The sequence below is a fragment of the Dechloromonas agitata is5 genome (assembly GCF_000519045.1).
Taxonomy (GTDB): domain Bacteria; phylum Pseudomonadota; class Gammaproteobacteria; order Burkholderiales; family Rhodocyclaceae; genus Azonexus; species Azonexus agitatus.
Genome location: NZ_KI912532.1, coordinates 2,024,433 through 2,047,238, shown reverse-complemented (window position 1 = coordinate 2,047,238; position 22,806 = coordinate 2,024,433). Strand labels below are relative to the sequence as shown.

Sequence of the window (22,806 nt, the reverse complement as noted above, 5' to 3'; positions counted from 1 at the left end):
AAAAGCACTCAGGGAGCAATCATCATGAACACGCATGCGCTTCGCCCGCTGGCCGCCGCGCTGGCCCTGGCCTTCGCCCTGCCGGCGCTGGCCGACAAGCAGCTCGGCGATGTCACCGTATCCTCCGGCCGCAGCGTTGGCGCCAAGCCCGTGCTGCGCGACGAGATCGTCGCCACGGAATCGATCGGCGCCCGCGAACTCGAAAAAACCGGCGCCACGATGCTCACCGAGGCGCTCGACAAGCGCCCGGGCATCTCGGTGCAGACCGAATGCTCGATCTGCAACGTGCGCAACGTCGTGCTCAACAACCTGCCCGGCCGCTACACCACACTGCTCATCGACGGCATTCCGATCTTCTCGTCGGTGTCCACCGCCTATGGCCTGGACAGCGTGAACCTGGGCGGCATCGAGCGCATCGACATCTCGCGCGGCGCCGGCAGCAGCCTGATCGCCCCCGAGGCGCTGGCCGGTTCGGTGAATATCGTCACCCGCCGCCCGCTCAAGGATGAATTCATGGCCAATCAGCAGTTCGGCTCCTTCGGCCAATGGAATACCGACCTGTTCGGCGCCAAGACCTTCGCCGGTGGCGCGCTGACCGCCAACTTCAGCCACAACCAGCACGACACGGTCGATGGCGACGGCAACGGCGTTTCCGAATACACCGGTTTCAAACGCAACATGGGCGGTCTCGGCTTCTTCGTCGACGACATCGGCGGCTTCAAACTCAGGGGCCGCCTCGACGTGGTCGAGGAAAAGCGGATGGGCGGCGCCATGGGCACCGACTACAGCGGCGTCAAGGCCAGCATGAGCGGCAACCCCTTCGACTGGAGCAAGGGCAGGAACGGCTCGCCGGACCGCAACGGCTGGATCGACCCCTCCACCGGCACGGTGATCCCCTACACCGACGGCCGGGGCGGCATGTCGGAAATCATCTTTACCGACCGCCAGCAATTCATTTCCAGCGCCACCCGCAAGCTCGGCGAAGGCAGCCTGCGTTTTGCCGTCGGCTACGCCAAGCACAAGCAGGATTCCTTCTATGAAGGTTCCTACTACAAGGCCGACCAAACCCAATACTACCTGGAAGCCAGCACCCAGCAGCCGCTCGGCGCCACCCTGGTCACCGCCGGCACCACCTACCGCTACGAAGACCTGAGCAGCGTCGGCAGTGCCTACGACAACACGACCGGCGTATCGACCGTCAACGACGGCATCGACAACTACAAGTACCGGACGCCAGGCGTCTTCCTGCAGGCTTACCGTGCCCTCCTCGATGGCGTCGTCGAACTCAACGGCTCGGTGCGCTACGACCAGCACAACATTTTCGGCGGCATCACCAGCCCGCGCTTGAACGTGCTGTGGAACCACAGTCACGAACTGAACAGTCGCTTCGCCATCGGTCGCGGTTTCCGCGCGCCGACTTCCTTCTTCGAGCAGGATCACGGCATCCTGGCGACAACGCGCATCGTACGCAACATCAAGGAAGCCGAGACATCGGACAACCTGTCCTACGCGCTGTCCTACGCCGGCGACCGGATGGCCTTCGTCGGCTCGCTGAACTACAACCGGATCAAGAACATGGCCCTGCTCGATTCGGGCGCCACCGATCCGGTCAGCGGCCAGCCGATCACGCTGTTCACCTCGGCCCATAAGCCGGTCACCGTGGTCGGCGGCGACCTCACCGTCACCTACAAGCTGACACCACAACTGGAAACGACTGCTGCCGTCGAGCACTTCAAGTACCGTTTCAGCGAAATGGGCACCCTCGCCTTTGCCCGTCCGGAAACCCGCGCCTACCTGCGCCTCGATTACGAGGCCGGACCATGGACCGGTATGCTGCGCGGCACCTGGACCGGCCCGATGGATCTCGACAAGTTCTACGGCACCGACCGCTACAACTTCGACGGTACCCGCAAGCTGAGCAAGAGCCCGTCCTACTGGGTCGTGGACCTGCGCGGCGAATACCGCCTGAACAAGCAGTGGAGCACCTTCCTCGGCATCGATAATGTCTTCGACTTCAAGCAGTCCGACAAGGAAAGCATGCTCTGGGTGGATGGCACGGGCAGCTTCGACGTGACCAACATCTGGGGCCCGAACCGCGGCCGATTCATCTACGGCGGCGTAAAATTCACCCTGTGATTTCTAGCCGCTCCGCCTCGCTGCTCATTGGCCTCGCCGCACTGGCGGGGCCTTTTTGCTTGCCTGCCGCTGCCCATGCTGCCGAGGCGGGCGGCGCGGCGCTTGATTTCGAACTCTCCGACGGACGCGCCTTCATCCGTCTGGCTGACCTGCCCCAGCGGGTGACCGTCGTGAATTTCTGGCGCAGCGACTGTCCGCCCTGTGTGCGCGAAATGCCGCTGCTGGCCGACACCGCCCGCCAGGGCCCGTCGCAGGTCGTCGCCATTGCCTTGCAACGCCCCTACGAAACTGCCAACGCACCGGGCGGCGTGCTCGCCGCCCTGCAACCGCCGGTCCGGCTGCTGCACGGCCCGAGCGAGCCGCGCGGCTTGCTTGCCCGCTTCGGCAACCGGGCTGGCGCGCTGCCCTACACCGTCGTGCTCGACGCGCAACGCCGTACCTGCGCCCGACAAACCGGCGAAGTCACCGCCGACTGGCTGAACACCGCCATCCACCGCTGCTCCCGCACCTGATCATCGTGAACACCCACCCTGCCATCCTCCTCGTCGGCCACCCCAACGTCGGCAAATCGGTTCTCTTCCACCGCCTGACAGGCGCCTACGTCAACGTTTCCAACTACCCCGGGACGACGGTCGAAGTCACCCGCGCCACGGCCCGCTTCGACGCCAGCGCCGAACTGCTCGACACGCCGGGCGTCCTCGCCCTGCCCTCGCGCAGCGACGACGAACGCGCCACCATGCGCGCCCTGCTCGGTGAGCCGGTGCGCTGTCTGGTGCAAGTGGGCGATGCCAAGAACCTGCGCCGCACGCTGACCCTGAGCGCCCTGCTCGTCGAACTCGGCGTGCCCATGGTGCTCGCCCTCAACATGCACGACGAAGCGGCGGCGCGCGGCGTCACCGTCGACATCGCCGAACTGGCCGAGGAACTGGGCGCCCCGGTGCTGGCCACGGTGGCAACCGGCGGCGAAGGCATCGGGCATCTGATTACCGCCATCGGCCAGGCGAAGAAGCCGGAAAGCCTGCTCCACTACGACGAGGAGTTCGAGCGCCACATCGCTGCCGTTGCCACCGCCATCACCCAGCACTGCCCGCACCCGCACCTCGCGGCACGCGGCCTGGCCATCCTCTTCCTCGGCGGCGACAGCGTGGTCGAGGACTGGCTGCGCGAACAGGGCGGCACCGCCTACCCGACCCTGGAAGCCCTGCGCCAGCAGGCCCGTACGGCCAGCGAAGGCGACCTGCCGACCCTGCTCGCCCGCGAACGCACGGAAGCCGCCGATGCGCTCGCCGCCAGCGTCATTTCCCGCGCCGTGAAGAGCAGCCCGCTGCTCTCCCAACGTATCGGCCAGGCCGTCGTGCATCCACTGTGGGGCATCCCCATCCTGCTCGGCGTGCTGTTCGCGGTTTACGAATTCGTCGGCGTCTTCGGCGCCACCACGCTGGTCGGGCTGATGGAGGAAGGGCTGTTCGAGGGCATCCTCAACCCGGCCTTCACCCAGTTCATGGAAGCAAATGTCAGCCTCGGCTGGCTGCGCGAACTGCTGGTCGGCCAGTACGGCCTGTGGACCATGGGCATGACCTATGCGCTGGCGCTCATCCTGCCCATCGTCAGCACCTTCTTCATCGCCTTCGGCGTGCTCGAGGATTCCGGCTACCTGCCGCGCCTGACCGTCATCGCCAACCGCCTGTTCGCCGCCATCGGCCTCAACGGCCGCGCCGTGCTGCCCATGGTGCTCGGCCTCGGCTGCGTGACGATGGCGACGCTGACCACGCGCATCCTGCATTCGCCGCGCGAACGGCTGATCACCACCTTCCTGCTCGCCCTGGCCATTCCCTGCTCGGCCCAGCTCGGCGTCGTGCTCGGCATGCTCGGCGGCGTCTCCTTCACCGCCGTGCTGATCTGGGCGCTGGCCATGGTCGGCGTCCTGCTGCTCGCCGGCTTTCTCGCCGCCAAGCTGATCCCCGGCCGGCGCATTCCGCTGGTCACCGAAATGCCGCCGATGCGCCTGCCCATCCTCGGCAACGTGCTGAAGAAAACCGGTGGCCGGCTGAAGTGGTACCTGATCGAGGTCATCCCGCTTTTCCTGCTCGGCACCTTCATCATGTTCGCACTCGACAAGCTGGGCGCCCTGCCCGCCATCATCGAAGCCGGCGAACCGCTGGTTACCGGCTGGCTCGGCCTGCCCAAGGAAGCCTCGGCCGCCTTCGTGATGGGCTTCCTGCGGCGCGATTTCGGCGCCACCGGCCTGTTTGCCATGGCCCACGACCTGTCGCCGATCCAGGCCGTGGTTGGCATGATCACCATCACCCTGTTCATTCCCTGCTTCGCCAGCCTGATGATGATGGTCAAGGAGCAAGGCACGAAGACGGCGATGGCCATGGTCGGCATGATCGTGCCTTTCGCCTTCTTCATCGGCGGCCTGTTCAACCTCGTCCTGCGCGCCGTCTGGTGACCCCATGAGCCCGAAACACGAAGCCCGCCTCCCCCTCGCCTTCATCCCGGCCGGCAGCGAAGTCCGCCTCATCGCCCTCGGTGACGAGATCGACCCGCTGCAGCGCGAACAACTGACAGCCTATGGCCTGGCCGAAGGCCGCCCGATCAAGATCCTGCAGCAGCGACCGATGACGGTGATCCTCGCCGAGGAAGTCGAACTCGCCCTGGAGCATGGTGTTGCGCGACATATCTGGGTGGAGCGCACAACAGACGCAGGCGCCGCATAGCGATTCCTGTTTGGCAGCCAAGACGAAAGTCCTGGCCGGGACAACGCTTTCTCCGCCCCCACCCTTCTGCGAAAATCACCGCTTTCCAGTTTCTCGCCCCACCATGATCCAAGGCCAATTCCGTTCCACCGTCCTGCAGATACCTGCCGAGGTCACGCCGCTCAAGTTCCGTGGCTATCTGCGCAAGGAAATCCAGGCCGTGCAGGCGACCGCCCAGAACCCGGAGGACATCATGGTCGTCCGCCTGTTTGTACTGGAAAAAGTGCTGTTCGGGCTGGGCGCCAAGAAAGTGGACAGCATCCTGCAGGGGGTTGTCGAAAAGTGCCCGAACATCCAGCGTATCGAACTGGAGGCGCTGGCCCGGCCATTGACGGCCGATGAAATGCAGGAAGCCGCCGCGGAGGCTCAGGCCATGCTGCAGACGCTCAGCGAGCGGGTGATGGCCTCGGGCGGCAAGCTGGTGGCGGATTCCGGCCGAGGCTGAGGGGCCAGACCAAGCCTAGCGCAGACGCCCGTTCAGTTCGTCGATGACCGGTGCCCAGTCGGCATCCTCGATGATTTCCTCCTTGAGGAAGGCCCGCTGCGTCGGGCTCCAGAAGGACGCCCTGTAAAGCGGGATATCGTTGGCCAGCGGGCGGTGAGTGGCGATGAAGTTTTCCAGCCCGGCCTCGTCAGCAGGCAATCCGAGTTGGGCAAACAAGTTATTCAGGGTGTGCGTTTGGGATTGCATGGCGGACTCCTTCAGGGCGCGGCGATCTGTCGGTTCGATGGCTGCGGAGGACAACAGTTCCCTCGTCATCCCTCAGAGCTGCGCCTCAATCGTTTCCAGCAGTTCGTCCGGCCGGGTGGCCGGGGCAAAGCGATGGACGACCTTTCCCTCGCGGTTGACCAGGAACTTGGTGAAATTCCACTTGATGGCCTCGGTGCCCAGGATTCCCGCCGCTTCGTGCTTGAGCCAGGTGAAGAGCGGATGGGCGTTGTCGCCGTTGACGTCGATTTTGGCGAATAGCGGGAAAGTGACATCGAAACGCGACTGGCAGAACTGGCCGATCGCTTCCGCATCGCCCGGCTCCTGCCCGCCGAACTGGTTGCAGGGAAAGCCAAGGACGACAAAGCCCCGGTCCTTGAACAAGCGGTAGAGTTCTTCGAGGCCGGTGTATTGCGGGGTAAAGCCGCACTGGCTGGCGGTGTTCACGATCAGCACCAGCTGGCCGCGGTAGGCAGCGAAGTCCTGCCGATCACCGTTCAGGCGCTGGGCGCTGAAGTCGTAGAAGGTCTGGCTCATGAAATGGGGTACCTCCATGTGGGCCTACGCGTTGGCAGGAGAAAGGCGGCGCACCATTCACGGGCTTGCGGAACCACCTTGATCACAGGCGTTGGAGTGCCGATGCCGACGTTGGTTCGTGGATTCGTCGCATCCCGTCGCGGGCTTGCCCCGGATGCCTTGCCGCAGCCTCAAGCCGACACGTTCCATTCCTCAAGAAACTGCGCCACGAACGCTTCCATGAAGCGATGACGCGGCTCGGCCAAGGCGCGGCCGGTCGGCGTGTTCATGCGGTCCTTGAGCAGGAACAGCTTTTCGTAGAAGTGGTTGAGGCTGGCGCCTTTCGAGGCCTTGTAGGCAGCCGCCGTCTGGTGCAGGACCGGCACCTCGTCGGGATCATGCATCAGGCGGCCGGCATGGCCGCCGTAGGCGAAGCAACGGGCGACACCGATGGCGCCGATGGCATCGAGGCGATCCGCATCCTGCACGCACCGGCCTTCCAGCGTCCGCATCGCGGTCGTCACGCCGGCGCCCTTGTAGGAAATGGTGGCAACGATGTCGACCACCGCCGCAATGACTGCTTCCGTTGCCCCCTCACGGCGCAACAGCGCTTCCGCCTCGCGCGGCCCGACGCTGTCGTCACCGCCGTGGAATTTCCAGTCGGCGATGTCGTGCACCAGCGCGCCGAGTTCGGCAATTTGGCTATCGGCGCCTTCCTGGGCGGCGATCCGGCGCGTCAGCTGCCAGACCCGGTTGATGTGGTGCCAGTCATGGCCGGAACTTTCGGCCAGAAATCGGGCCTTGATATGGGCGGCAACGCGGTCGACCAAGTTTTGCATGGGGTTTTCCTCTGGCCTGTCGCCGGATTGAAAGGACGTGCAGTGTACCGGCCGGCAGCCCGGCGCGTATCCTTGTCGCCCCCACTCACCTCTCAATCATGACCAGCCCGCTCCCTCCCCGCGCCGAACGCTTCTTCCTGCTGACGCTGGCCGGCATCCAGTTCAGCCACGTGCTCGATTTCATGATCATGATGCCGCTCGGCCCGATCCTGATGCAGGCCTTTACCATCGGCACCCACGAATTCGGCCTGCTGGTAGCCTCCTATAGTTTCAGCGCCGCTGTCTCCGGCATATTGGCCGCCACCTTCGTCGACCTGTTCGAACGCAAGCGCGTTCTGCTCAGCTGTTTCGCCCTGTTCGGGCTGGCGACGCTGGCCTGCGGCCTGGCACCCAGCTTTGCCACCCTGATTGTCGCCCGCGGCCTGGCCGGCGTCTTCGGCGGCATCATGGGTGCGCTGATCCACACCATGATCGGCGACGCCATTCCCTTCGCCCGGCGCGCCCGGGCCAGCGGTGTGGTATCCAGCGCCTTTTCGCTATCGACGATTGCCGGCGTGCCCCTGTCGCTGTGGCTGGCCAATCATCTCGGCTGGCGGGCGCCGTTCGTGCTGATCGCCCTGCTCTGCGTGCTGTTCATCATCGTCGGCCTGCGCTTCCTGCCGGAACTGCGCCATCACCTGGGTGAGGAAAAACGGCCCCACCTGCTGTCGGCAACGTTCAGCGTCCTGGCCGACGCCAACCACCTGCGCGCCTTGCTGTTCTCGGCACTGATCATCTTTTCGGGCTTCACGGTCATTCCCTACATCACCGTCTATGCGGTGAACAATGTCGGCATCGCCCAGGCCGACATTCCCCTCGTCTATCTGGTCGGCGGCACGGCCACCTTCATCAGCGCCCGCCTGATCGGGCACTGGGCCGACCGATACGGCAAGATCGAGGTGTACCGCCGGGTCGCGCTGCTTGCCACGCTGCCCCTGCTCGCCGTCACCCACGCCGGCCCCCTGCCGCTCGCGCTGTGGCTGATCTGCACCACCAGCTTTTTCGTCCTCACCTCCGGCCGCATGATCCCGGCCATGGCCGTCATCGCCTCATCGGCCCAACCCAAGCTGCGCGGCACCTTCATGTCGCTGAACGGCACCGTGCAATCGCTGGCCATGGGGCTGGCCACCACGCTGGCCGGCTTCCTGACCTCGCTCGATGGCAGTGGCCGGATCGTCGGCTACCCGCTGGTCGGCTATGTCGCGGTCGGCGCCAACCTGCTGGCAATCGGGTTCGCGGCCCGCATCGTGATGCACGGGCAAGTGGCGCGCCCAGGTAATGAGAACCGTTCGTAATTAGCTGTAATTAAAGAACTTTTCCATTTCCCGTCGTTCAAACGATCAACGAGCCGACCTACAATAGCGCCCCGGGCAAGCCAGCCGAGGTCGCCAGCCAGCCCGTTCCCATTTGAACCTCCGGAGAAAAGCCATGAAGGGCGACAAGAAAATCATCGACATCCTCAATGCCTTGCTGGCCGGTGAGCTGACCGCCGTTGACCAATACTTGATCCACGGTGAGATGTACGCTGACATGGGTCTCAACCAGCTGGCCGAGAAGAGCCTCCACGAATCCGATCACGAGCGCCAGCATGCCCGCGCCATCATCCAACGCATCCTGTTCCTCGAAGGCAAGCCGGACCTCTCCCAGCGGGAAGGCCTGAAGATCGGCAAGACCGTGCCGGACATGCTGAAGTCCGACCTGGCTGTCGAATACAAGGTTGATGGTGAGCTGAAGAAGGCCATCGCCGCCTGCGAGAAGGCCCAGGACTATGTCACCCGCGAGATGCTGGTGGCGCAGCTCGACGATACCGAGATGGACCACGCCTACTTCCTGGAAAAGCAGCTCAAGCTGATCGAACTGGTCGGCCTGGAAAACTACCAGCAGAGCCAGATGGGCTCGACCCCGGTTTAAGGAGCGGCGACGATGAAAGGCGACAAGAAGGTTATCGAAGCCCTAAACAAGGTGCTGAAGAACGAGCTGACGGCAATCAACCAGTATTTCCTGCATGCCCGCATGTTCCGCAACTGGGGCCTGGAAAAGCTCAACGACTACCAGTACAAGCAGTCGATCCGCGTCATGAAGGAAGCCGACGAACTGATCGAGCGCGTACTCTTCCTCGAAGGCCTGCCCAACCTGCAGAACCTCGGCAAGCTGCTGATCGGAGAGAACGTCGTCGAATGCCTGCAGGGCGACCTGAAATACGAGCAGACCATCCAGCGCCCGTTATTGATCGAGGCCATCGCCCTGTGCGAGGAAACCCAGGATTACGTCAGCCGCGACCTGCTGACCGAGTTGCTGGAAGGCTGCGAGAAGGCCATCGACTGGCTGGAAACGCAGCAATCGCTGATCGAGAACGTGACCCTGCCGAATTACCTGCAGGCCCACATGGAGCCGGGTGGCGATTGAGGCCAGTCCCGACTTCCGGAAAAGCCGCAAACGACCTTGCGGCTTTTTTTGCGCCCGAAACCAGGCTTGTTGTTTTTTAGTTTTTTACTATATTTGTGTAACAACCGTGCCCCTGCCGCCGGCCAGAACAAGGACAACAATCATGCGCGCCCCCATCACCTCCCCTGCCCCGGCAGAAGTCCAGGCCGACCTGCGGCATGTCATCTACGCCCTGTCCGACGCCCTCGACCTCGTCGGCATTGACGACGTCGCCCATGGCAAACGGGTCGGCATCATGGCGGCCGAATGCGCCCGTCAGATGGGCCTGGACGACACGGCAACCACCTTCCTGTTCGATCTCGGCCTGCTGCACGACATCGGCGTTTCCTCGACCCACGTCCATCAGCACCTGGTCGGCGAATTCGACTGGGCCGGTTCGCAGGACCACGCCATCGTCGGTCACCGGCTGCTTGCCGGATTCAAGCCCCTGGCCACCATGGCCGAGCCGATCCGTTACCACCACACGCGCTGGGACAAATTGCTGGCTACCGGGGTCGATCCCTGGGTTGCCCGTCAGGCCAACCTGATCCTGCTGGTCGACCGGGTCGATGCCCTGACCGCCCCCTACTACGCCAGTAACACGATGCTGCTGCACAAGGACGCCATCCGCGAGCAAATCCGCCAGCGGGCCGGCACCTACTTCGACCCCGAACTGGTCGACGGCTTCCTCGCCGCCTCCCGCTCCGAGGCTTTCTGGCTACTACTCGAGCCGCGTTCGATCCAGTGTTACCTGCAGGACATGCTGCTCCGGGGCGAACGCTGCCTGGCCAGTTTCGAGGAGTTAAAGCACCTGGCCACCATCTTCTCCTGCATCGTCGATGCCAAAAGCCCGTTCACTGCCGAACATTCCCTCGGCGTCGCCCGCCTGTCACGCCTGCTCGCCGAAAAAATGGGGGTTTCCGCGAGCAACTGCGACAAGCTGGAAATTGCCGGCCTGCTGCACGATCTGGGCAAACTGCGCGTGCCGGACGAAATCCTCGACAAACCCGCCAAACTCGATCCGGACGAGCGCATGATCATCAATGCCCACAGCTTCGAAACCTTCCAGATCCTGCGCAATATTGACGGCTTCGAAGAGATCTCACGCTGGGCCGCCTACCACCATGAGGAACCGGACGGTTCCGGTTACCCCTTCCGGCTCAGCGCCGAGGCCATGCCGCTCGAAGCACGCATCCTGCGCGTCGCAGACATCTTCCAGGCCATGGCCCAGGACCGGCCGTACCGCCAGGGCCTGAGCGCTGCCGAGGTCGTTGCCTTCCTCGACAAACTGGTCGCCGACGGTCGGCTGGATGGGGAAATCGTTGCCGTCGCCCGACAGTGGATAGTCCCGGCCATGGCGGCCGCTCGCCCCAACCTGCCCCACTGAACCCGGCGCGAAATTCATACGCAAATGCTATTGACAGCCATTCTCATTCACATAAAATAGGAACAGTTCTCATTATCGCAATCAGCGGAGATCGTTCATGTACGTATGTGTCTGCCAGGCTGTTACCGACCGGCAAATTCGCGAAGCCGCGCAAAGTGGCGCCCGCACGCTGAAGGATTTGCGCCGCGAGCTGGGCGTCACCCGCGACTGCGGCCGCTGTGCCACCTGTGCCCACGAATGCCTGCGCGAAGCCCACGCCACGCAAGGCAAGACTTCGTCAGCCATGCGCCGCGCCGCCTGACTCCGCGCCATCCGGTCGGGATCGCCCGACCGTTCTCCTGGGCCAGGCCCTTTCCCGCCTGCCTTTCTGTAACGCTCCCTGAACGCCGGAGCGATTCGCGGGTCTTAACTAACCGCGCTATCCGCCCCAGCCGGTCCTCGTCCCTCTCCGACACCTGGACGAGGCCCGTCGGGCCCGCCCCTTTCAGGAGTTGAGCATGATTCGTCCTACCCTCGCCCTGGCTCTCGCCAGCCTGAGCCTGCCCCTGGCCGCCCAGACGCCGGCCGCCACCCCGATTGATTTCATCGACGCCTTCCGCGCCCTGAGCGGCGAGCACAAGGGGGTCCGCAAGGGTCACGCCAAGGGGGTCTGCGCCGAGGGTGAGTTCGTGGCCAGCGAACTGGCCCACCAGCGCTTTGCCGGCCCGCTGTTCTCCGGCCAGGCGATCCCGGCCCAACTGCGCTTCTCGATGGCCGGTGGCAATCCGCACGTTCCCGACAACACCCGCTCGCCACGCGGTCTGGCGGCCCAGTTCCAACTGCCGGACGGCAGCCTGCACCACATCGCCACGCTGACGACGCCGGTCTTCGGCGCCAAGGACCCGGACAGCTTCCTCGGCCTGTTGCGGGCACAACGGCCGGGCCCGGAAGGCAAACCCGATGCTGAACGGGTGGCTGCCTACCGGGCAGCACATCCGGACACCCGGCCCCAGGCCGAGTGGCTGGCCAGCAACCCGCCCCCCTGGAGCTACGCCACGGCCACCTATCATGGCCTGCACACGTTCTACCTGGAAACCCGCCAGGGGGAAAAGCGCAAGGTGCGCTGGCACCTGCAGCCCCAGGACAGAGAAAAAGGCCTGAGCACCGCCGAAATGGCCGAGGCCCCCGCCGACTTCCTGGCGCAGCGGCTGGCTGAGCGCTTGCGCCAGGGGCCGGTGCGCTTCGACTGGATCATGGTTTTCGGCGAAGCGGAAGATAGCGATGATGACCCGTCCCGCCCCTGGCCGGCAGCCCGGCCGGTCCTCAAGATCGGCACCCTGAGCATCCGCCAGTCAGGCGGCGAGGCCTGCACGCCGATCAACTTCGACCCCAACGTGATGAGCGCCGGCTTCTCGGCCGGCAACGATCCCATCCTGCGCATGCGCTCCCCGGTCTATGCCGTCTCCTTCGGCCAACGGCTGAGCGGGCAATAAGGAAAAACGGGAGCCGACCGGGCTCCCGTTTCAGCATGCCGCCAGGCCCGATCAGGCTTCGCTGACCAGCACCCAGTGGTTGTCCAGTGCCATCGGCTTCGGCCAGGCCAGGAACACCGGCTTGGCGACCGGGTGCCAGCGCACCAGGCCGAGCGCCGTCGCGACCAGCACGCCGCCGCCCGGCTGGGGGCCTGACCATTCGGCCATGGCATAGGCTTCCTGCAACTCAACGACCGGCGTCAGTTTTTCCGGCGCGCCCGGATGCCAGAGCTGGGCCAAGCCCGCCTGGTTGCTGGAAACGACGAAACCGCCGTTGTAGGCGGCCGCCAGATCGCCACCGTATCCAAAGCCATCGTTGGCCCGCGTCGGCACGATCAACGCATCGCCCTCCAGCACGGCCAGCACGGGCGCCCGGCTGCGCTGGGCCGCATCGCCGTGCTCGGCCTGCATGGCGATGCCCAGCCGCCGCTCGCCATCCGGCGCCATGCTCCACGCCAGGTGGCGCAGGCTGAGGCGGCTGTCGTCCAGCTTCCACTGGCGCAACAGTTTGCCAGTGCGGCCGTCCAGGCGAACGAGCGAGGAATCCATGCGCGGCAGGTCGAATTTCTTGTCGGCCCGGTTGCGTGGAATGCCGCCGTTGGCGATGACCAGATGCCCGTTCGCATCAAGCAGCAACTGATGCGGTTCAAGGCCGCCGCTCTCCCATTCGTCGAGCTTCTTCAGCGTTGCCCGGTCGCGCACGCCGATTCGGCCGCGCCCCGAGGCAAAGTCGGTTTCCGTCGTGAACACGAGGTCGCCCGTCGCGTTGTGAATGGCATGGCCATTGAGCAGCACGTCGGCCGAGGCGTCGATATCCAGTTGGCGGGCGACTTTGCCTTCCGGGTCGATACGCAGCAGCCAGGTGCCGGGCCGCACACCGGCCACCAGCAGGCTGCCGTCCAGCTCGGGCAGCAGGCCATGCGGCCGGGTCGGCAGGGGAACAGCCGAGAGGATCTCAAGTTTCTTGCGCCCCCAGTCGGCGAGCAGGGTGCCAGCGTAGTAGGTATCGGTCGGGTTCGGGCCGCGCCAGGCGGCGGCGATACGGGCGCTGTGCGGCTCCCGTTCGCCGGCCGCCAGGGCCAGGCCGCCCTGGGCGAGCAGGCCGCAGGCGCCGGCCAGCTTGAGGAAATCCCGACGCTGCAGGCCTGGTTTCATCAGCGATACCCCGCGCGGTCGAGCAGTTTCTGCGCGGCCGCGACATTCCTGGCCAGGTTGCCGATCGGCAGCTCATCCGCCTTGAACTTGCCCATCGCTTCCAGCGCCGGGTTATTGGTGGCGACACTCGGCACCACCGGCCACTCGTTGTTGCCATCGGCGAAATAGCGCTGCGCCTCGTCGCTCGCCAGGTATTCGAGGAACTTGACGGCGGCTTCCGGATTCTTCGCGGTCTTGACCATGCCGGCACCGGAAATGTTGATGTGCGTGCCGCGATTGGCCTGGTTGGGCCAGACGATGCCGACCCGCTCCATCATGCGGCGGTCCTCAACCTTGTCGGAGCGGATCAGGCGGGCCAGGTAGTAAGTATTCGACACCGCGACGCCGCACTCGCCGGCGGCTACCGATTTGATCTGGTCGGTATCGCCGCCCTTCGGCGCCCGGGCGAAGTTGGCAACGACGCCCTTGGCCCATTCCTCGGTCTTCGCCTCGCCATCGTGCGCAATCAACGAGGCGACCAGCGACAGGTTGTAGGGGTGGGCGCCGGAGCGGCTGCACACCTTGCCCTTCAGTTTCGGGTCGGCCAGCGACGCGTAGGTCGCCACGTCTTCCGCCTTGACCGCACTGCGGTTGTAGATGATGACCCGGGCCCGCGTCGAGAATGCGAACCAGGTGTCAGTGTGCAGGTGTGCCGGGATGCGGCTCTCCAGCAGCTTCGACTTGACCGGTGCGAACAGGCCATAGCTGTCGGCCACTGCCAGGCGCGTCGCGTCGACCGTGATGAACACGTCAGCCGGGCTGTTGGCGCCTTCGTTGCGCAGACGCTCCATCAGTTCGTCTTCCTTGCCTTCGATCCGGTTGATCTTGATGCCGGTCTGCTGGGTGAAATTCTCGTACAGGCGCTCGTCGGTCTGGTAATGGCGGGCCGAGTAAAGGTTGAGAACCTTTTCCTGGGCCTGGGCTGCCGTCACGGCGAGCAGGGCGAGCGACAGGACAGTGAGTGTCTTTTTCATGGCGATTCGTCGATTGGTTGAGAGAAGAAGGCCGCCGCCTCGCGCGACAGCCGACCGGAATTGCAGAAGCCCCGCCAGCTGGGCGGGGCTTTGCCAGGAGATCAGAACTTGTACTCGGTACTCAGGATGAAGCGACGGGCCTGGCCGGGTACGGTGAAGCCGCCGTTGTCATACAGCGCGTCGTAGTACACCTTGTCGAAGATGTTCTGGACGTTGAACTTGACCGTGTACTTCGGCTGGTCATACGACACCATGGCATCCCAACGGGTATAGGAGTCCACCCAGTTCGGGTTGAATGCCGCCGTTCCGGTCGGCGAACCGCCATAGCGCCGGCTCTTGTACTCCATCCCGCCGCCGACCTTGAAGCCATACGGCAACTGGTAGGTCGTCCACAAGTTGAAGGTCTTCCTCGGCGTGTTGCGCGGCGCCTGGCCGATGAAGTTGGGGTTGCCGTTGCCCGGCGCGACCTCGCGAATCTCCGCATGAATGTAGGAAACGCCGCTGAACACCTCCCACTTGTCGGTGATCCGGCCGGCCACTTCCAGCTCGATACCGTCCGACTGGCGCTTGCGGGTCAGGATGGTCGCGGTGGATTCCAAGTCGGTATTACGCTCCCAGTCCTTGACGGCGCGATACAGCGAGGTGCGCAGGGAAACGTTGCCATCGGCGAGCAGCCACTTGCTGCCCAGCTCGATCACCTTGGACCGTTCGGCCGGATACTGGCTGCCGGAAAGCTGATAGAGGTCGGCCGTCGGGCTGAAGGAATCGCTCCAGCCGGCGTAGTAATGCTGGGCTGCCGTCGGCTGCCAAGACAGGCCGGCACGGTAGCTGTTCTCGCTGAAATTGCCGCTGAACGCAGCGTTGGTGAAATACTCCGAACGCATGATGTCGCGGCGCACACCGAGCGTCAGCTTCCAGTCCGGAATAAACTCGAGGGTATCCTGCACATAGGCGCTGTAGGTCTCGCCCTTGTAGGTCGCCGGCGCCCCCGTGGTGAACTGGCCAGGCTTGTAGAGCGGATTGCTGGCCGTACCCAGATTGCGCAGCGCCCAGCGGATGGAATCCTCGTTCAGATATTCGACGCCGGTAACCAGCTCATGACGCATGCCGAGCAGGTTGAAGGCGGTGTTCAGATCGCTCTGCAGCACATAGTTGTTGGTATCGAATTGACGTGTCTTGGCCTGTTGCTGCGTGCTGTTGGCCGTCAATGTTCCCTGGCCAGCCACCGCCCAGTAAGCGCGCTTGTAGTTGGCCGCCCGCAATACGGTGCGCCACTGGGTATCCGGCGAAATCTTGAACAGGTAGTTCAGGGTCGAGACATTCGTTTCGCTGTCGTCGAAGTTGCCGTCCACGCCGTAGTAGTTGCCGGCCTTGGCCATGGCTTCGTTCGGACGCTTGTTGACGAACGGGATGCCGTAGTCCGGGCGATCCTGCGTCTTGACCCACAGGTGACTGAGCGTGACCTCATGGTTGGTGCCGAGGCCGAAGGCGATGCTCGGCGCGAAGCCCATGCGGTGGATTTCCGGCTCGGTGCCGGTGTAGGGATTGCTGCGCGCACTCCCCTCATCGCGATTCATGACGTTGAGGCGCAGCGCGGTGGTATCAGCCAGACGCTGGTTCAGGTCAGCCTTGATCTCACGGAAACCATCGGTACCGACCCCGACGCCCACCTTGTTGATGCCATACAGCATCGGCGTCTTGCTGACCTGGTTGATGACGCCGCCGGCCTGACCGCGGCCGAACAGCATCGCCGCGGCGCCGCGCAGCACATCGATTTGCTCCAGGTTGAAGACTTCGCGGTTGTACTGCGCCGTATCGCGGATACCGTCGAGATACATGTCACCGAAGGTATAGAAACCGCGCAGATTCATGTTGTCGCCAGCCCGTCCGCCTTCGGCTGCATTGAAGGTCAGGCCGGAAACGTTGCGCAGCGCTTCACGCAGCGAGTTGGCTTCCTGTTCCTCGATCAACGCCCGGGTCACGGTCGTGATCGCCTGCGGTACGTCGTGCGGGTCCTGCACCACCTTGCCGACGCGGGTCTTGGTGGCGCGATAGCCGTCCTGCTGCTCCTGATTGGCTGTCACGGTGACCGAGGAAAGGGTTTTTTCAGCTTCCGCCAGCGCACCATTGGCCACACCGAGGCAGGCCGCCAGGACGGCAGCACGGGCGGGAAGGCGACGAGCAGCCGGGCGCTCGGCGCCAAATAGAGGGGTGAAACCGTCCAGAGCGCGGGCGTGCGCGCCCGCTTGATCTTGTTTTTTCACAGGCAAACCTTCTTGTTGTCAGTCGGGGATGGCTGGCTGGCATGAAGGCTGGCTTGCCGGTTTGTACTCGTCAGGTCAGCGGCCGGGGTGGCAACAGGAGGGAACTGCACCAGAACCCGGCCCGACGATAACGATAATGCGAATATATCGTATTTACAAATCGGAAACAACTGCATACAGAACCGGGACACACGATAGGGCTCGCTCGCCAGCGATCCCAAACGGCGGCGTTCAACACCACAAGCGCAGAAGAAAGGACAGGGTTACCCGGCGAAAGGCGAATGACACCGGCTCGGCGCCGCGTGACAAGCCCTGCTTGTTTTCGTCAGCACCCCGGCAGTGACCAATGCTTGACCGATTGTCTTCCGGTCGATCGGATGAGCCGATCAGCGGATATCGATACCCGGCTCGCCTTCGCTCATCTCGCCAATCACCGAGACCTGCGAGAAACCGTGCTGCAGGAAGAGGGACAGCACTTCGGTAACCGTGTCCGGCGAGCAGGAAACGAGCAGCCCCCCCGAGGTTTGCGGGTCGGTCAGCAGGGTTCGCGCCGTGGCATCCAGCCCCTCGGCCAGCCTGACGGCTTCGCCGTAGCTGGCCCAGTTGCGGCCGGAGGCACCGGTCAGATAGCCGGCTTCGACAAATTCCCGGGCACGCGGCAGGAGCGGTAGATCGGCAAAATTCACCCGGGCGCGCAGCCGGCTGCCTTTGCACACTTCGAGCAGGTGCCCGGCCAGGCCGAACCCGGTGACGTCGGTCACTGCATGCACGCCATCGAGGCAGGCGAGCAGCGGCCCCGGCGTGTTCAGCTGCGTGGTAGCGGCAATCATCGCGTCGTAATCGCTGCCGTGCAGTTGATCCTTCTTCAGCGCGGCGCTGTAGACGCCGACGCCGAGCGGCTTGCCGAGAATCAGCTTGTCGCCGGCCCGGGCGTCGGCATTGCGCTTCAGGTGGGCTGGATTGACGATGCCGATGGCAACCAGGCCATAGATCGGCTCCACCGAGTCGATCGTATGTCCGCCGGCAATCGGGATACCGGCCGCCCGGCAGACATCCTCGCCGCCCTGCAGGATCTTGCCGATGGTTTCCAGCGGCAGCACATTGACCGGCATGCCGACCAGGGCCAACGCGAACAGCGGTGTGCCGCCCATGGCATAAACGTCGGAAATGGCGTTGGTTGCCGCGATACGGCCGAAATCGTGCGGATCGTCGACGATGGGCATGAAGAAGTCCGTCGTCGCGACAATCGCCTGCTGCGGATTGATCTGGTAGACCGCCGCATCGTCGCTGGTTTCGGTACCGACCAGGAGTTGTGGCGGCAGGATGCCCGGCGCAGAACCGGCCAGGATTTTTTGCAGGATGGCGGGCGCGATCTTGCAACCACAGCCCCCGCCATGGGAAAGCTGGGTCAGGCGAACGGCGGGTTCGGACACGACTGTTCTCTCGGATGAAACGTGATGGGGATTTATTCGGCGTCGAAGCCGGCGTCTTCGATGGCTTCGAGCAAGGCCGCCCGAGCAATCACTTGCGGGTCGAACGCCACCTGCGCTTCGGCTGCATCAAGCGAGACTTCGGCCGATGCAACGCCGGGCAGCGCGCCGAGCACACCGCTGATGTTCTTGACGCAGCCCTGGCAGCTCATGCCGCCGATCTTGATTACCGTACTTTCCATGCTGTCACCTGTTGACGAAGGGTTGGCGGCGCAGCAGGTCGGCCATCGCCTCGGCCAACACCGGACGGCTGAACAGATAGCCCTGCGCCATGTCGCAACCCATTTTACGCAATAACGCCAGTTGTTCGGTCGTTTCCACGCCTTCGGCCAGCACCGTCATGCGCAGGCTGCGTCCCATGCTGACGATGGTCGAGGCAATCGCCCAGTCGTCGGGATCGGTTTCCAGGTCGTTCACGAAGGACCGGTCGATCTTCAGCTTGCCGACCGGGAAACGCTTCAGGTAGGCGAGCGACGAATAGCCGGTGCCGAAATCGTCGAGCGACAACTCGACGCCCATACGATGCAGGGCGGACAGCGTGCCCATATTGACGTCGGCATCGTGCATCACCGTGCGTTCGGTCAGTTCCAGTTCCAGCCGACCGGCATCGAGCCCGGAAGTGGCGAGCGCCCCGGCCACCACCTCGATGAAACCGGACTGCCGGAACTGCACCGGCGCGACGTTCACCGCCATGACCACCGCCGGCAAACCGCTGTCGCACCAGGCCTGGGCCTGCCGGCTGGCCTCGCACAATACCCAGTCGCCGATCGGGTTGATCAGGCCGGTTTCCTCGGCCACGTGGATGAAGCGGTCCGGCATGATCAACCCGAGTTCCGGATGCTGCCAGCGGATCAGGGCCTCGACACCGACGATCAGGCCGCTCTGCAGATTGACCAGGGGCTGGTAATGCAGCACGAATTCATTCTGCTGCAAGGCACGGCGCAGGTTGCTCTCCATCAGCAGGCGATCGAGCGACTTGGAATTCATTTCGCTCGAATAGAACTGGAAAGCATTGCGGCCGACTTCCTTGGCCTGGTACATCGCCGTATCGGCATTGCGCAGCAGCGTTTCCAGGTCTTCGCCATCGTGCGGGTAGATGCTGACGCCGAGCGACGGCGTGACCGTCAGCTCATGGCCAGCGATCTCGAAGGGGCGGGCAAAAACCTGCAGCAGGCGGCGCGCTACATCGGCTGCCGCGGCGCTATGGAAGCCCGGCATGGCGAAGATGAATTCGTCGCCCCCCAGGCGGGCCAGCGTATCGACCCGACGCACCACGCTACCTAGGCGACGGGCGACTTCGCACAGCAGTTCGTCGCCGACACTGTGCCCGAGCGAATCGTTCACCCGTTTGAAATGATCGAGATCGAGAAAGATGACGGCCAGCTCTTCCTGGTCGCGCTCGGCGGCGGCCAGCAGCTGCGCGAAACGCTCCTGCAGCAGGCGACGGTTGGGAAGGCCGGTCAGCACGTCGTAGTCGGCCAGTTCCCGGATGCGCTGTTCGGCTGCCTTCTGTGTGGAAATGTCGAGCAGGGTGCCAACCGATGCCGGGCGCCCGTCAATGAGCGCGGCGGCGCCGAGCACGGTGGCCGGGAAGCGGGAGCCATCCTTGCGCACGATGACCAGTTCGTAGGCATGGCCAGCCACGCCTGCCGCCCGCCGGGCCATGTTCTCGACCACAATGCCGTGATATTCGGGAGCGACGACATCGAGCGGCCCCATGCGGCCGATCAACTCCTCCTCGGCATAGCCGAGCAGCCCGGCCAGGAAGGGATTGACGAATCTGAAGCGCTGGTCCTGCAGGACAAAGATGCCGACCTGGGCGGCCGCCATCGTCGTCCGGAACATTGTCTCCTGATCGCTCATCGTCACCGTGCCATCTGCTGACTGGGGGCCGCCCGCGGCAGCCCGCTCCCCTTTTTGTAATCGTTCTTCCAGCTTTTCGGCCATCAAAACCCCGTGATCATCCGGCCTTTCAGGCCCGCGGCCGCCAACGCTTCAACAGGAGCGAATTCGAGACGACGGAAACCGAACTCATGGCCATGGCCGCTCCCGCCACCACCGGATTGAGCCAACCCAGGGCAGCCAGCGGAATGCCGAGTACATTGTAAATGAAGGCAAAGAAAAGATTCTGCCGGATTTTCCCCAGTGTCGCGCCGGACAAGGCGATGGCGTCGCTCACCCCGAGCAGGTCGCTACGGATCAGGGTAAGGTCGGCCGCCTCGATCGCCGCATCCGAGCCGGCGCCGATGGCAAAGCTGACATCGGCCGCCGCCAGCGCCGGCGCGTCGTTGATCCCGTCACCGACCATGCCGACCAGCACACCACCGGCCTTCAACTCGGCAACCGCCTGTGCCTTGTCGCCGGGCAGGATGCCGGCGCGGAACTCCTCGATTCCGGCCTCGCTGGCAATCGCCGCGGCCGTCAGCGCATTGTCGCCGGTCAGCATGACGACGTGGATGCCCCGCTCGCGCAGGCGCGCCACGGCCGCCCGCGAGGTCGGCCGCAAGGCGTCGGCAATGGCGAAAACGGCCAGCGTGGTTGCCCCTTCCTGCAGGCCGATCACGGTCTTGCCCGCCTGCTGCCACTGGCGCACCACGGCGTCATCCTGCAGGCCAAGCCATTCCGGTGAGCCAAGGCGCAGGCGGCGCCCGTCCACCTCGCCCTCCACCCCCATGCCGGCCATCGCCCGGAAGCCGCTGACCGCCGCGATCTCCCCCTCACCGTTCGCCGCAACGATGGCCCGCGCCAGCGGGTGTTCCGAGTGGTGCTCCAGCGAGGCCGCCAGGCGCAGCGCTTCCGCCTTCGGCAGGCCGCGCGCCTCACTGTCCGTCATCTGCGGCCGACCGCAGGTCAGCGTGCCGGTCTTGTCCAGCGCCAGCACGGTGATTTTCTCGGCGCGCTCGAGCGCTTCGGCATTCTTGACCAGGATGCCCGCCCGGGCGCCCTGCCCGGTGCCCACCATGATCGCCGTCGGCGTTGCCAGACCGAGGGCACAGGGGCAGGCAATGACCAGGACGGCCACCGCATTGACCAATGCCTCGGCAAACTCGCCGGAATACGCCCACCAGCCCACGAAGGTGGCCAGCGCGATGAGGCAGACGGTCGGCACGAAAATCCCGGATATCCGGTCGGCCAGGCGCTGCACCGGCGCCTTGGAGCCTTGCGCCTCCCCCACCAGGCGGATGATGCCGGCCAGCAAGGTATGCTCGCCGACGCCGGTCGCCTTGCAGCGCAGGGAACCCTGTCCGTTGGCGGTGGCCGCGAAGACCTGGTCGCCGGCCCGCTTGCCGATCGGCATGCTTTCGCCGGTCAGCATCGCCTCATTAACGCTCGATTCGCCATCGACCACCTCGCCATCGACCGGCACGCTCTCGCCCGGCCGGACCAGGAAGATGTCGCCCGGCATCAGCCCATCGACCGACATCTCGACCCACTGGCCGTCACGCTCGACGCGTGCCGTCTTCGGCTGCAGACGAACCAGCGATTCGATGGCCTCCGAGGTGCGCGCCTTGGCCCGCGCCTCAAGCAGCTTGCCAAGCAGGACCAGCGTGATGACCGCCGCGCCACCTTCGAAATAGACGTGCTGCGGCAGTTCGAACAACGTGACCACCGTCGAAAAGCCCCAGGCCATGCTGGTGCCCAGCGCGACCAGCACATCCATGTTCGCCCCGCCGCCGCGCAACGCCTTCCAGGCGCCGTCGTAGAAGCGCCAGCCAATCCAGAACTGCACGGGCGTCGCCAGCAGCAATTGCAGCCAGCGCGGCAATTCGTTGTGATGGCCGTGTTCGCCGAACATGAAGAACATTTGCCCGACCAGCGGCAAGGTCAGCAGCACGGCAATCCAGAAGCGCTTGATCTCGCTGCGGTAGGCCTTGGCCTTTTCCGCCTTTTCGCGTTCCCGCGTCTGCTTGTCAACCACCTCTGCCTTGAAACCGGCCTTGGCCACCGCAGCGATCACCGCAGCCTCGTCGGCCCCGCCGGACAGGCGCACCCGGGCACGCTCGGCGGCCAGATTGACGTTGGCCTGCATGCCGGCCTGGCGGTTGAGTACCTTCTCCAGACGCGTCGAGCAGGCGGCACAGGTCATTCCGCCGATAGCGAACTCAACGACCCGCGCCTGATCCGCCCCACTCATTTGACGAACAGTACCGGACACGCTGCGAGATGCAGCACACGGCTAGCCACCGACCCCATCACCATGCCGGCCACCGGGCCACGGCCATGCGTACCGATCACGATCAGGTCACAGGCCAGCTCGCCGGCGACTTTGGCAATCACTTCCGCCGGCTGCCCGACATGGATATGCGTCGTATGGAAGCGCCCGGCTGCGTCAAGCTTTTGCTGCGCGGCGAGCAGATGCTGCTGACTTTCCTCCAGATAATAGGCATGCAGCGTCTCCTTGCCGACATGGGCCTGGACACGGCCGATGGGGATCGGCGGATGAACGTGCAGCACGTGAATTTCGGGAATCTCGCGCAGGCAATAGATAAGGTCGATCAGCTGGTCAACCGCGCGCAACGAGCAGGAAGAGCCGTCGACCGGCAGCAGAATTTTCATGGCGAAA

General features: G+C 64.5%; 22 protein-coding genes. 11 read left to right on the top strand and 11 right to left on the bottom strand.

Translation table 11 applies throughout. The features are described 5' to 3' along the window. Positions 1 to 24: 24 nt before the first annotated feature. The 5 genes from K420_RS0110035 to K420_RS18660 all read left to right on the top strand — a co-directional run bounded on the left by K420_RS0110035 (position 25) and on the right by K420_RS18660 (position 5,340). Entirely contained in the window at positions 25 to 2,136 is a 2,112-nt protein-coding gene (locus K420_RS0110035) for a TonB-dependent receptor plug domain-containing protein (RefSeq protein ID WP_198293830.1), read from the top strand. Beyond that, positions 2,133 to 2,648 carry a TlpA family protein disulfide reductase gene (locus K420_RS19730; RefSeq protein ID WP_027457940.1) on the top strand — a complete coding sequence of 172 codons (516 nt, stop codon included), beginning with the start codon at positions 2,133 to 2,135 and terminating at the stop codon, positions 2,646 to 2,648. The genes K420_RS0110035 and K420_RS19730 overlap by 4 nt, the downstream gene beginning before the upstream one ends. A 5-nt stretch (positions 2,649 to 2,653) precedes the next feature. After that, positions 2,654 to 4,588, top strand: coding sequence for a ferrous iron transport protein B (gene feoB, locus K420_RS0110025; RefSeq protein ID WP_232422758.1), 1,935 nt, complete (start codon positions 2,654 to 2,656; stop codon positions 4,586 to 4,588). A gap of 4 nt (positions 4,589 to 4,592) precedes the next feature. Continuing rightward, positions 4,593 to 4,856 carry a FeoA family protein gene (locus K420_RS0110020; RefSeq protein ID WP_027457938.1) on the top strand — a complete coding sequence of 88 codons (264 nt, stop codon included), beginning with the start codon at positions 4,593 to 4,595 and terminating at the stop codon, positions 4,854 to 4,856. Between the two features lie 103 nt (positions 4,857 to 4,959). Beyond that, the gene (locus tag K420_RS18660; RefSeq protein ID WP_051453061.1) at positions 4,960 to 5,340 is read left to right on the top strand and encodes a hypothetical protein; all 381 of its coding nucleotides are present in this window, start codon (positions 4,960 to 4,962) and stop codon (positions 5,338 to 5,340) included. A gap of 15 nt (positions 5,341 to 5,355) precedes the next feature. Here the strand turns inward: K420_RS18660 and K420_RS0110010 are convergent, their stop codons facing one another. From K420_RS0110010 to K420_RS0110000, 3 genes are all read right to left on the bottom strand, one after another. Further along, positions 5,356 to 5,586 carry a DUF2789 domain-containing protein gene (locus K420_RS0110010; protein ID WP_027457937.1) on the bottom strand — a complete coding sequence of 77 codons (231 nt, stop codon included), beginning with the start codon at positions 5,584 to 5,586 and terminating at the stop codon, positions 5,356 to 5,358. A 72-nt stretch (positions 5,587 to 5,658) separates the two neighbouring features. Next, on the bottom strand, positions 5,659 to 6,141 hold the full coding sequence (locus K420_RS0110005) for a glutathione peroxidase (RefSeq protein ID WP_027457936.1): 483 nt from the start codon (positions 6,139 to 6,141) through the stop codon (positions 5,659 to 5,661). A gap of 170 nt (positions 6,142 to 6,311) precedes the next feature. After that, positions 6,312 to 6,959: an HD domain-containing protein gene (locus tag K420_RS0110000; RefSeq protein ID WP_027457935.1), complete on the bottom strand. Its 648-nt coding sequence runs from the start codon at positions 6,957 to 6,959 to the stop codon at positions 6,312 to 6,314. A gap of 98 nt (positions 6,960 to 7,057) precedes the next feature. Between K420_RS0110000 and K420_RS0109995 the strand changes: the two genes are divergently transcribed. The 6 genes from K420_RS0109995 (at position 7,058) to K420_RS0109970 (ending at position 12,281) form a co-directional block, all read left to right on the top strand. After that, complete coding sequence (locus K420_RS0109995) at positions 7,058 to 8,293, top strand: MFS transporter (protein ID WP_035854699.1); 1,236 nt, start codon at positions 7,058 to 7,060, stop codon at positions 8,291 to 8,293. 133 nt (positions 8,294 to 8,426) lie between these two features. Next, positions 8,427 to 8,909 carry a bacterioferritin gene (gene bfr, locus K420_RS0109990; protein ID WP_027457933.1) on the top strand — a complete coding sequence of 161 codons (483 nt, stop codon included), beginning with the start codon at positions 8,427 to 8,429 and terminating at the stop codon, positions 8,907 to 8,909. Between the two features lie 12 nt (positions 8,910 to 8,921). After that, positions 8,922 to 9,404, top strand: a complete 483-nt coding sequence (bfr, locus tag K420_RS0109985) for a bacterioferritin (RefSeq protein ID WP_027457932.1) — start codon at positions 8,922 to 8,924, stop codon at positions 9,402 to 9,404. 142 nt (positions 9,405 to 9,546) lie between these two features. Continuing rightward, positions 9,547 to 10,809, top strand: a complete 1,263-nt coding sequence (locus K420_RS0109980) for an HD-GYP domain-containing protein (RefSeq protein ID WP_051453060.1) — start codon at positions 9,547 to 9,549, stop codon at positions 10,807 to 10,809. A 97-nt stretch (positions 10,810 to 10,906) separates the two neighbouring features. Continuing rightward, positions 10,907 to 11,110, top strand: coding sequence for a (2Fe-2S)-binding protein (locus tag K420_RS0109975; protein WP_027457930.1), 204 nt, complete (start codon positions 10,907 to 10,909; stop codon positions 11,108 to 11,110). 196 nt (positions 11,111 to 11,306) lie between these two features. Next, on the top strand, positions 11,307 to 12,281 hold the full coding sequence (locus tag K420_RS0109970; protein ID WP_027457929.1) for a catalase family peroxidase: 975 nt from the start codon (positions 11,307 to 11,309) through the stop codon (positions 12,279 to 12,281). A 51-nt stretch (positions 12,282 to 12,332) separates the two neighbouring features. Here K420_RS0109970 and K420_RS0109965 read toward each other — a convergent pair whose 3' ends face one another. The 8 genes from K420_RS0109965 to K420_RS0109930 form a co-directional block, all read right to left on the bottom strand. Then, on the bottom strand, positions 12,333 to 13,475 hold the full coding sequence (locus K420_RS0109965; RefSeq protein WP_051453059.1) for a DUF1513 domain-containing protein: 1,143 nt from the start codon (positions 13,473 to 13,475) through the stop codon (positions 12,333 to 12,335). Further along, positions 13,475 to 14,488 (bottom strand): Fe(3+) ABC transporter substrate-binding protein, encoded by a 1,014-nt coding sequence (locus tag K420_RS0109960; protein ID WP_027457927.1) that lies wholly within the window; start codon positions 14,486 to 14,488, stop codon positions 13,475 to 13,477. The genes K420_RS0109965 and K420_RS0109960 overlap by 1 nt, the downstream gene beginning before the upstream one ends. 101 nt (positions 14,489 to 14,589) lie before the next feature. Then, a complete protein-coding gene (locus tag K420_RS0109955; protein WP_232422757.1) occupies positions 14,590 to 16,752 on the bottom strand; it encodes a TonB-dependent receptor in 2,163 nt (720 codons plus the stop codon). Positions 16,753 to 17,138: 386 nt separating this feature from the next. Beyond that, the gene (selD, locus tag K420_RS0109950; RefSeq protein ID WP_027457925.1) at positions 17,139 to 18,185 is read right to left on the bottom strand and encodes a selenide, water dikinase SelD; all 1,047 of its coding nucleotides are present in this window, start codon (positions 18,183 to 18,185) and stop codon (positions 17,139 to 17,141) included. Between the two features lie 32 nt (positions 18,186 to 18,217). After that, the gene (locus K420_RS0109945; RefSeq protein ID WP_027457924.1) at positions 18,218 to 18,424 is read right to left on the bottom strand and encodes a heavy-metal-associated domain-containing protein; all 207 of its coding nucleotides are present in this window, start codon (positions 18,422 to 18,424) and stop codon (positions 18,218 to 18,220) included. A gap of 4 nt (positions 18,425 to 18,428) precedes the next feature. Further along, positions 18,429 to 20,189 (bottom strand): putative bifunctional diguanylate cyclase/phosphodiesterase, encoded by a 1,761-nt coding sequence (locus K420_RS21065; protein ID WP_035854697.1) that lies wholly within the window; start codon positions 20,187 to 20,189, stop codon positions 18,429 to 18,431. A 25-nt stretch (positions 20,190 to 20,214) separates the two neighbouring features. Continuing rightward, positions 20,215 to 22,377, bottom strand: coding sequence for a heavy metal translocating P-type ATPase (locus tag K420_RS0109935; protein ID WP_027457922.1), 2,163 nt, complete (start codon positions 22,375 to 22,377; stop codon positions 20,215 to 20,217). After that, positions 22,374 to 22,799, bottom strand: a complete 426-nt coding sequence (locus tag K420_RS0109930; protein ID WP_027457921.1) for a universal stress protein — start codon at positions 22,797 to 22,799, stop codon at positions 22,374 to 22,376. Before K420_RS0109930 ends, K420_RS0109935 begins: the two co-directional genes overlap by 4 nt. Positions 22,800 to 22,806 lie beyond the last annotated feature (7 nt).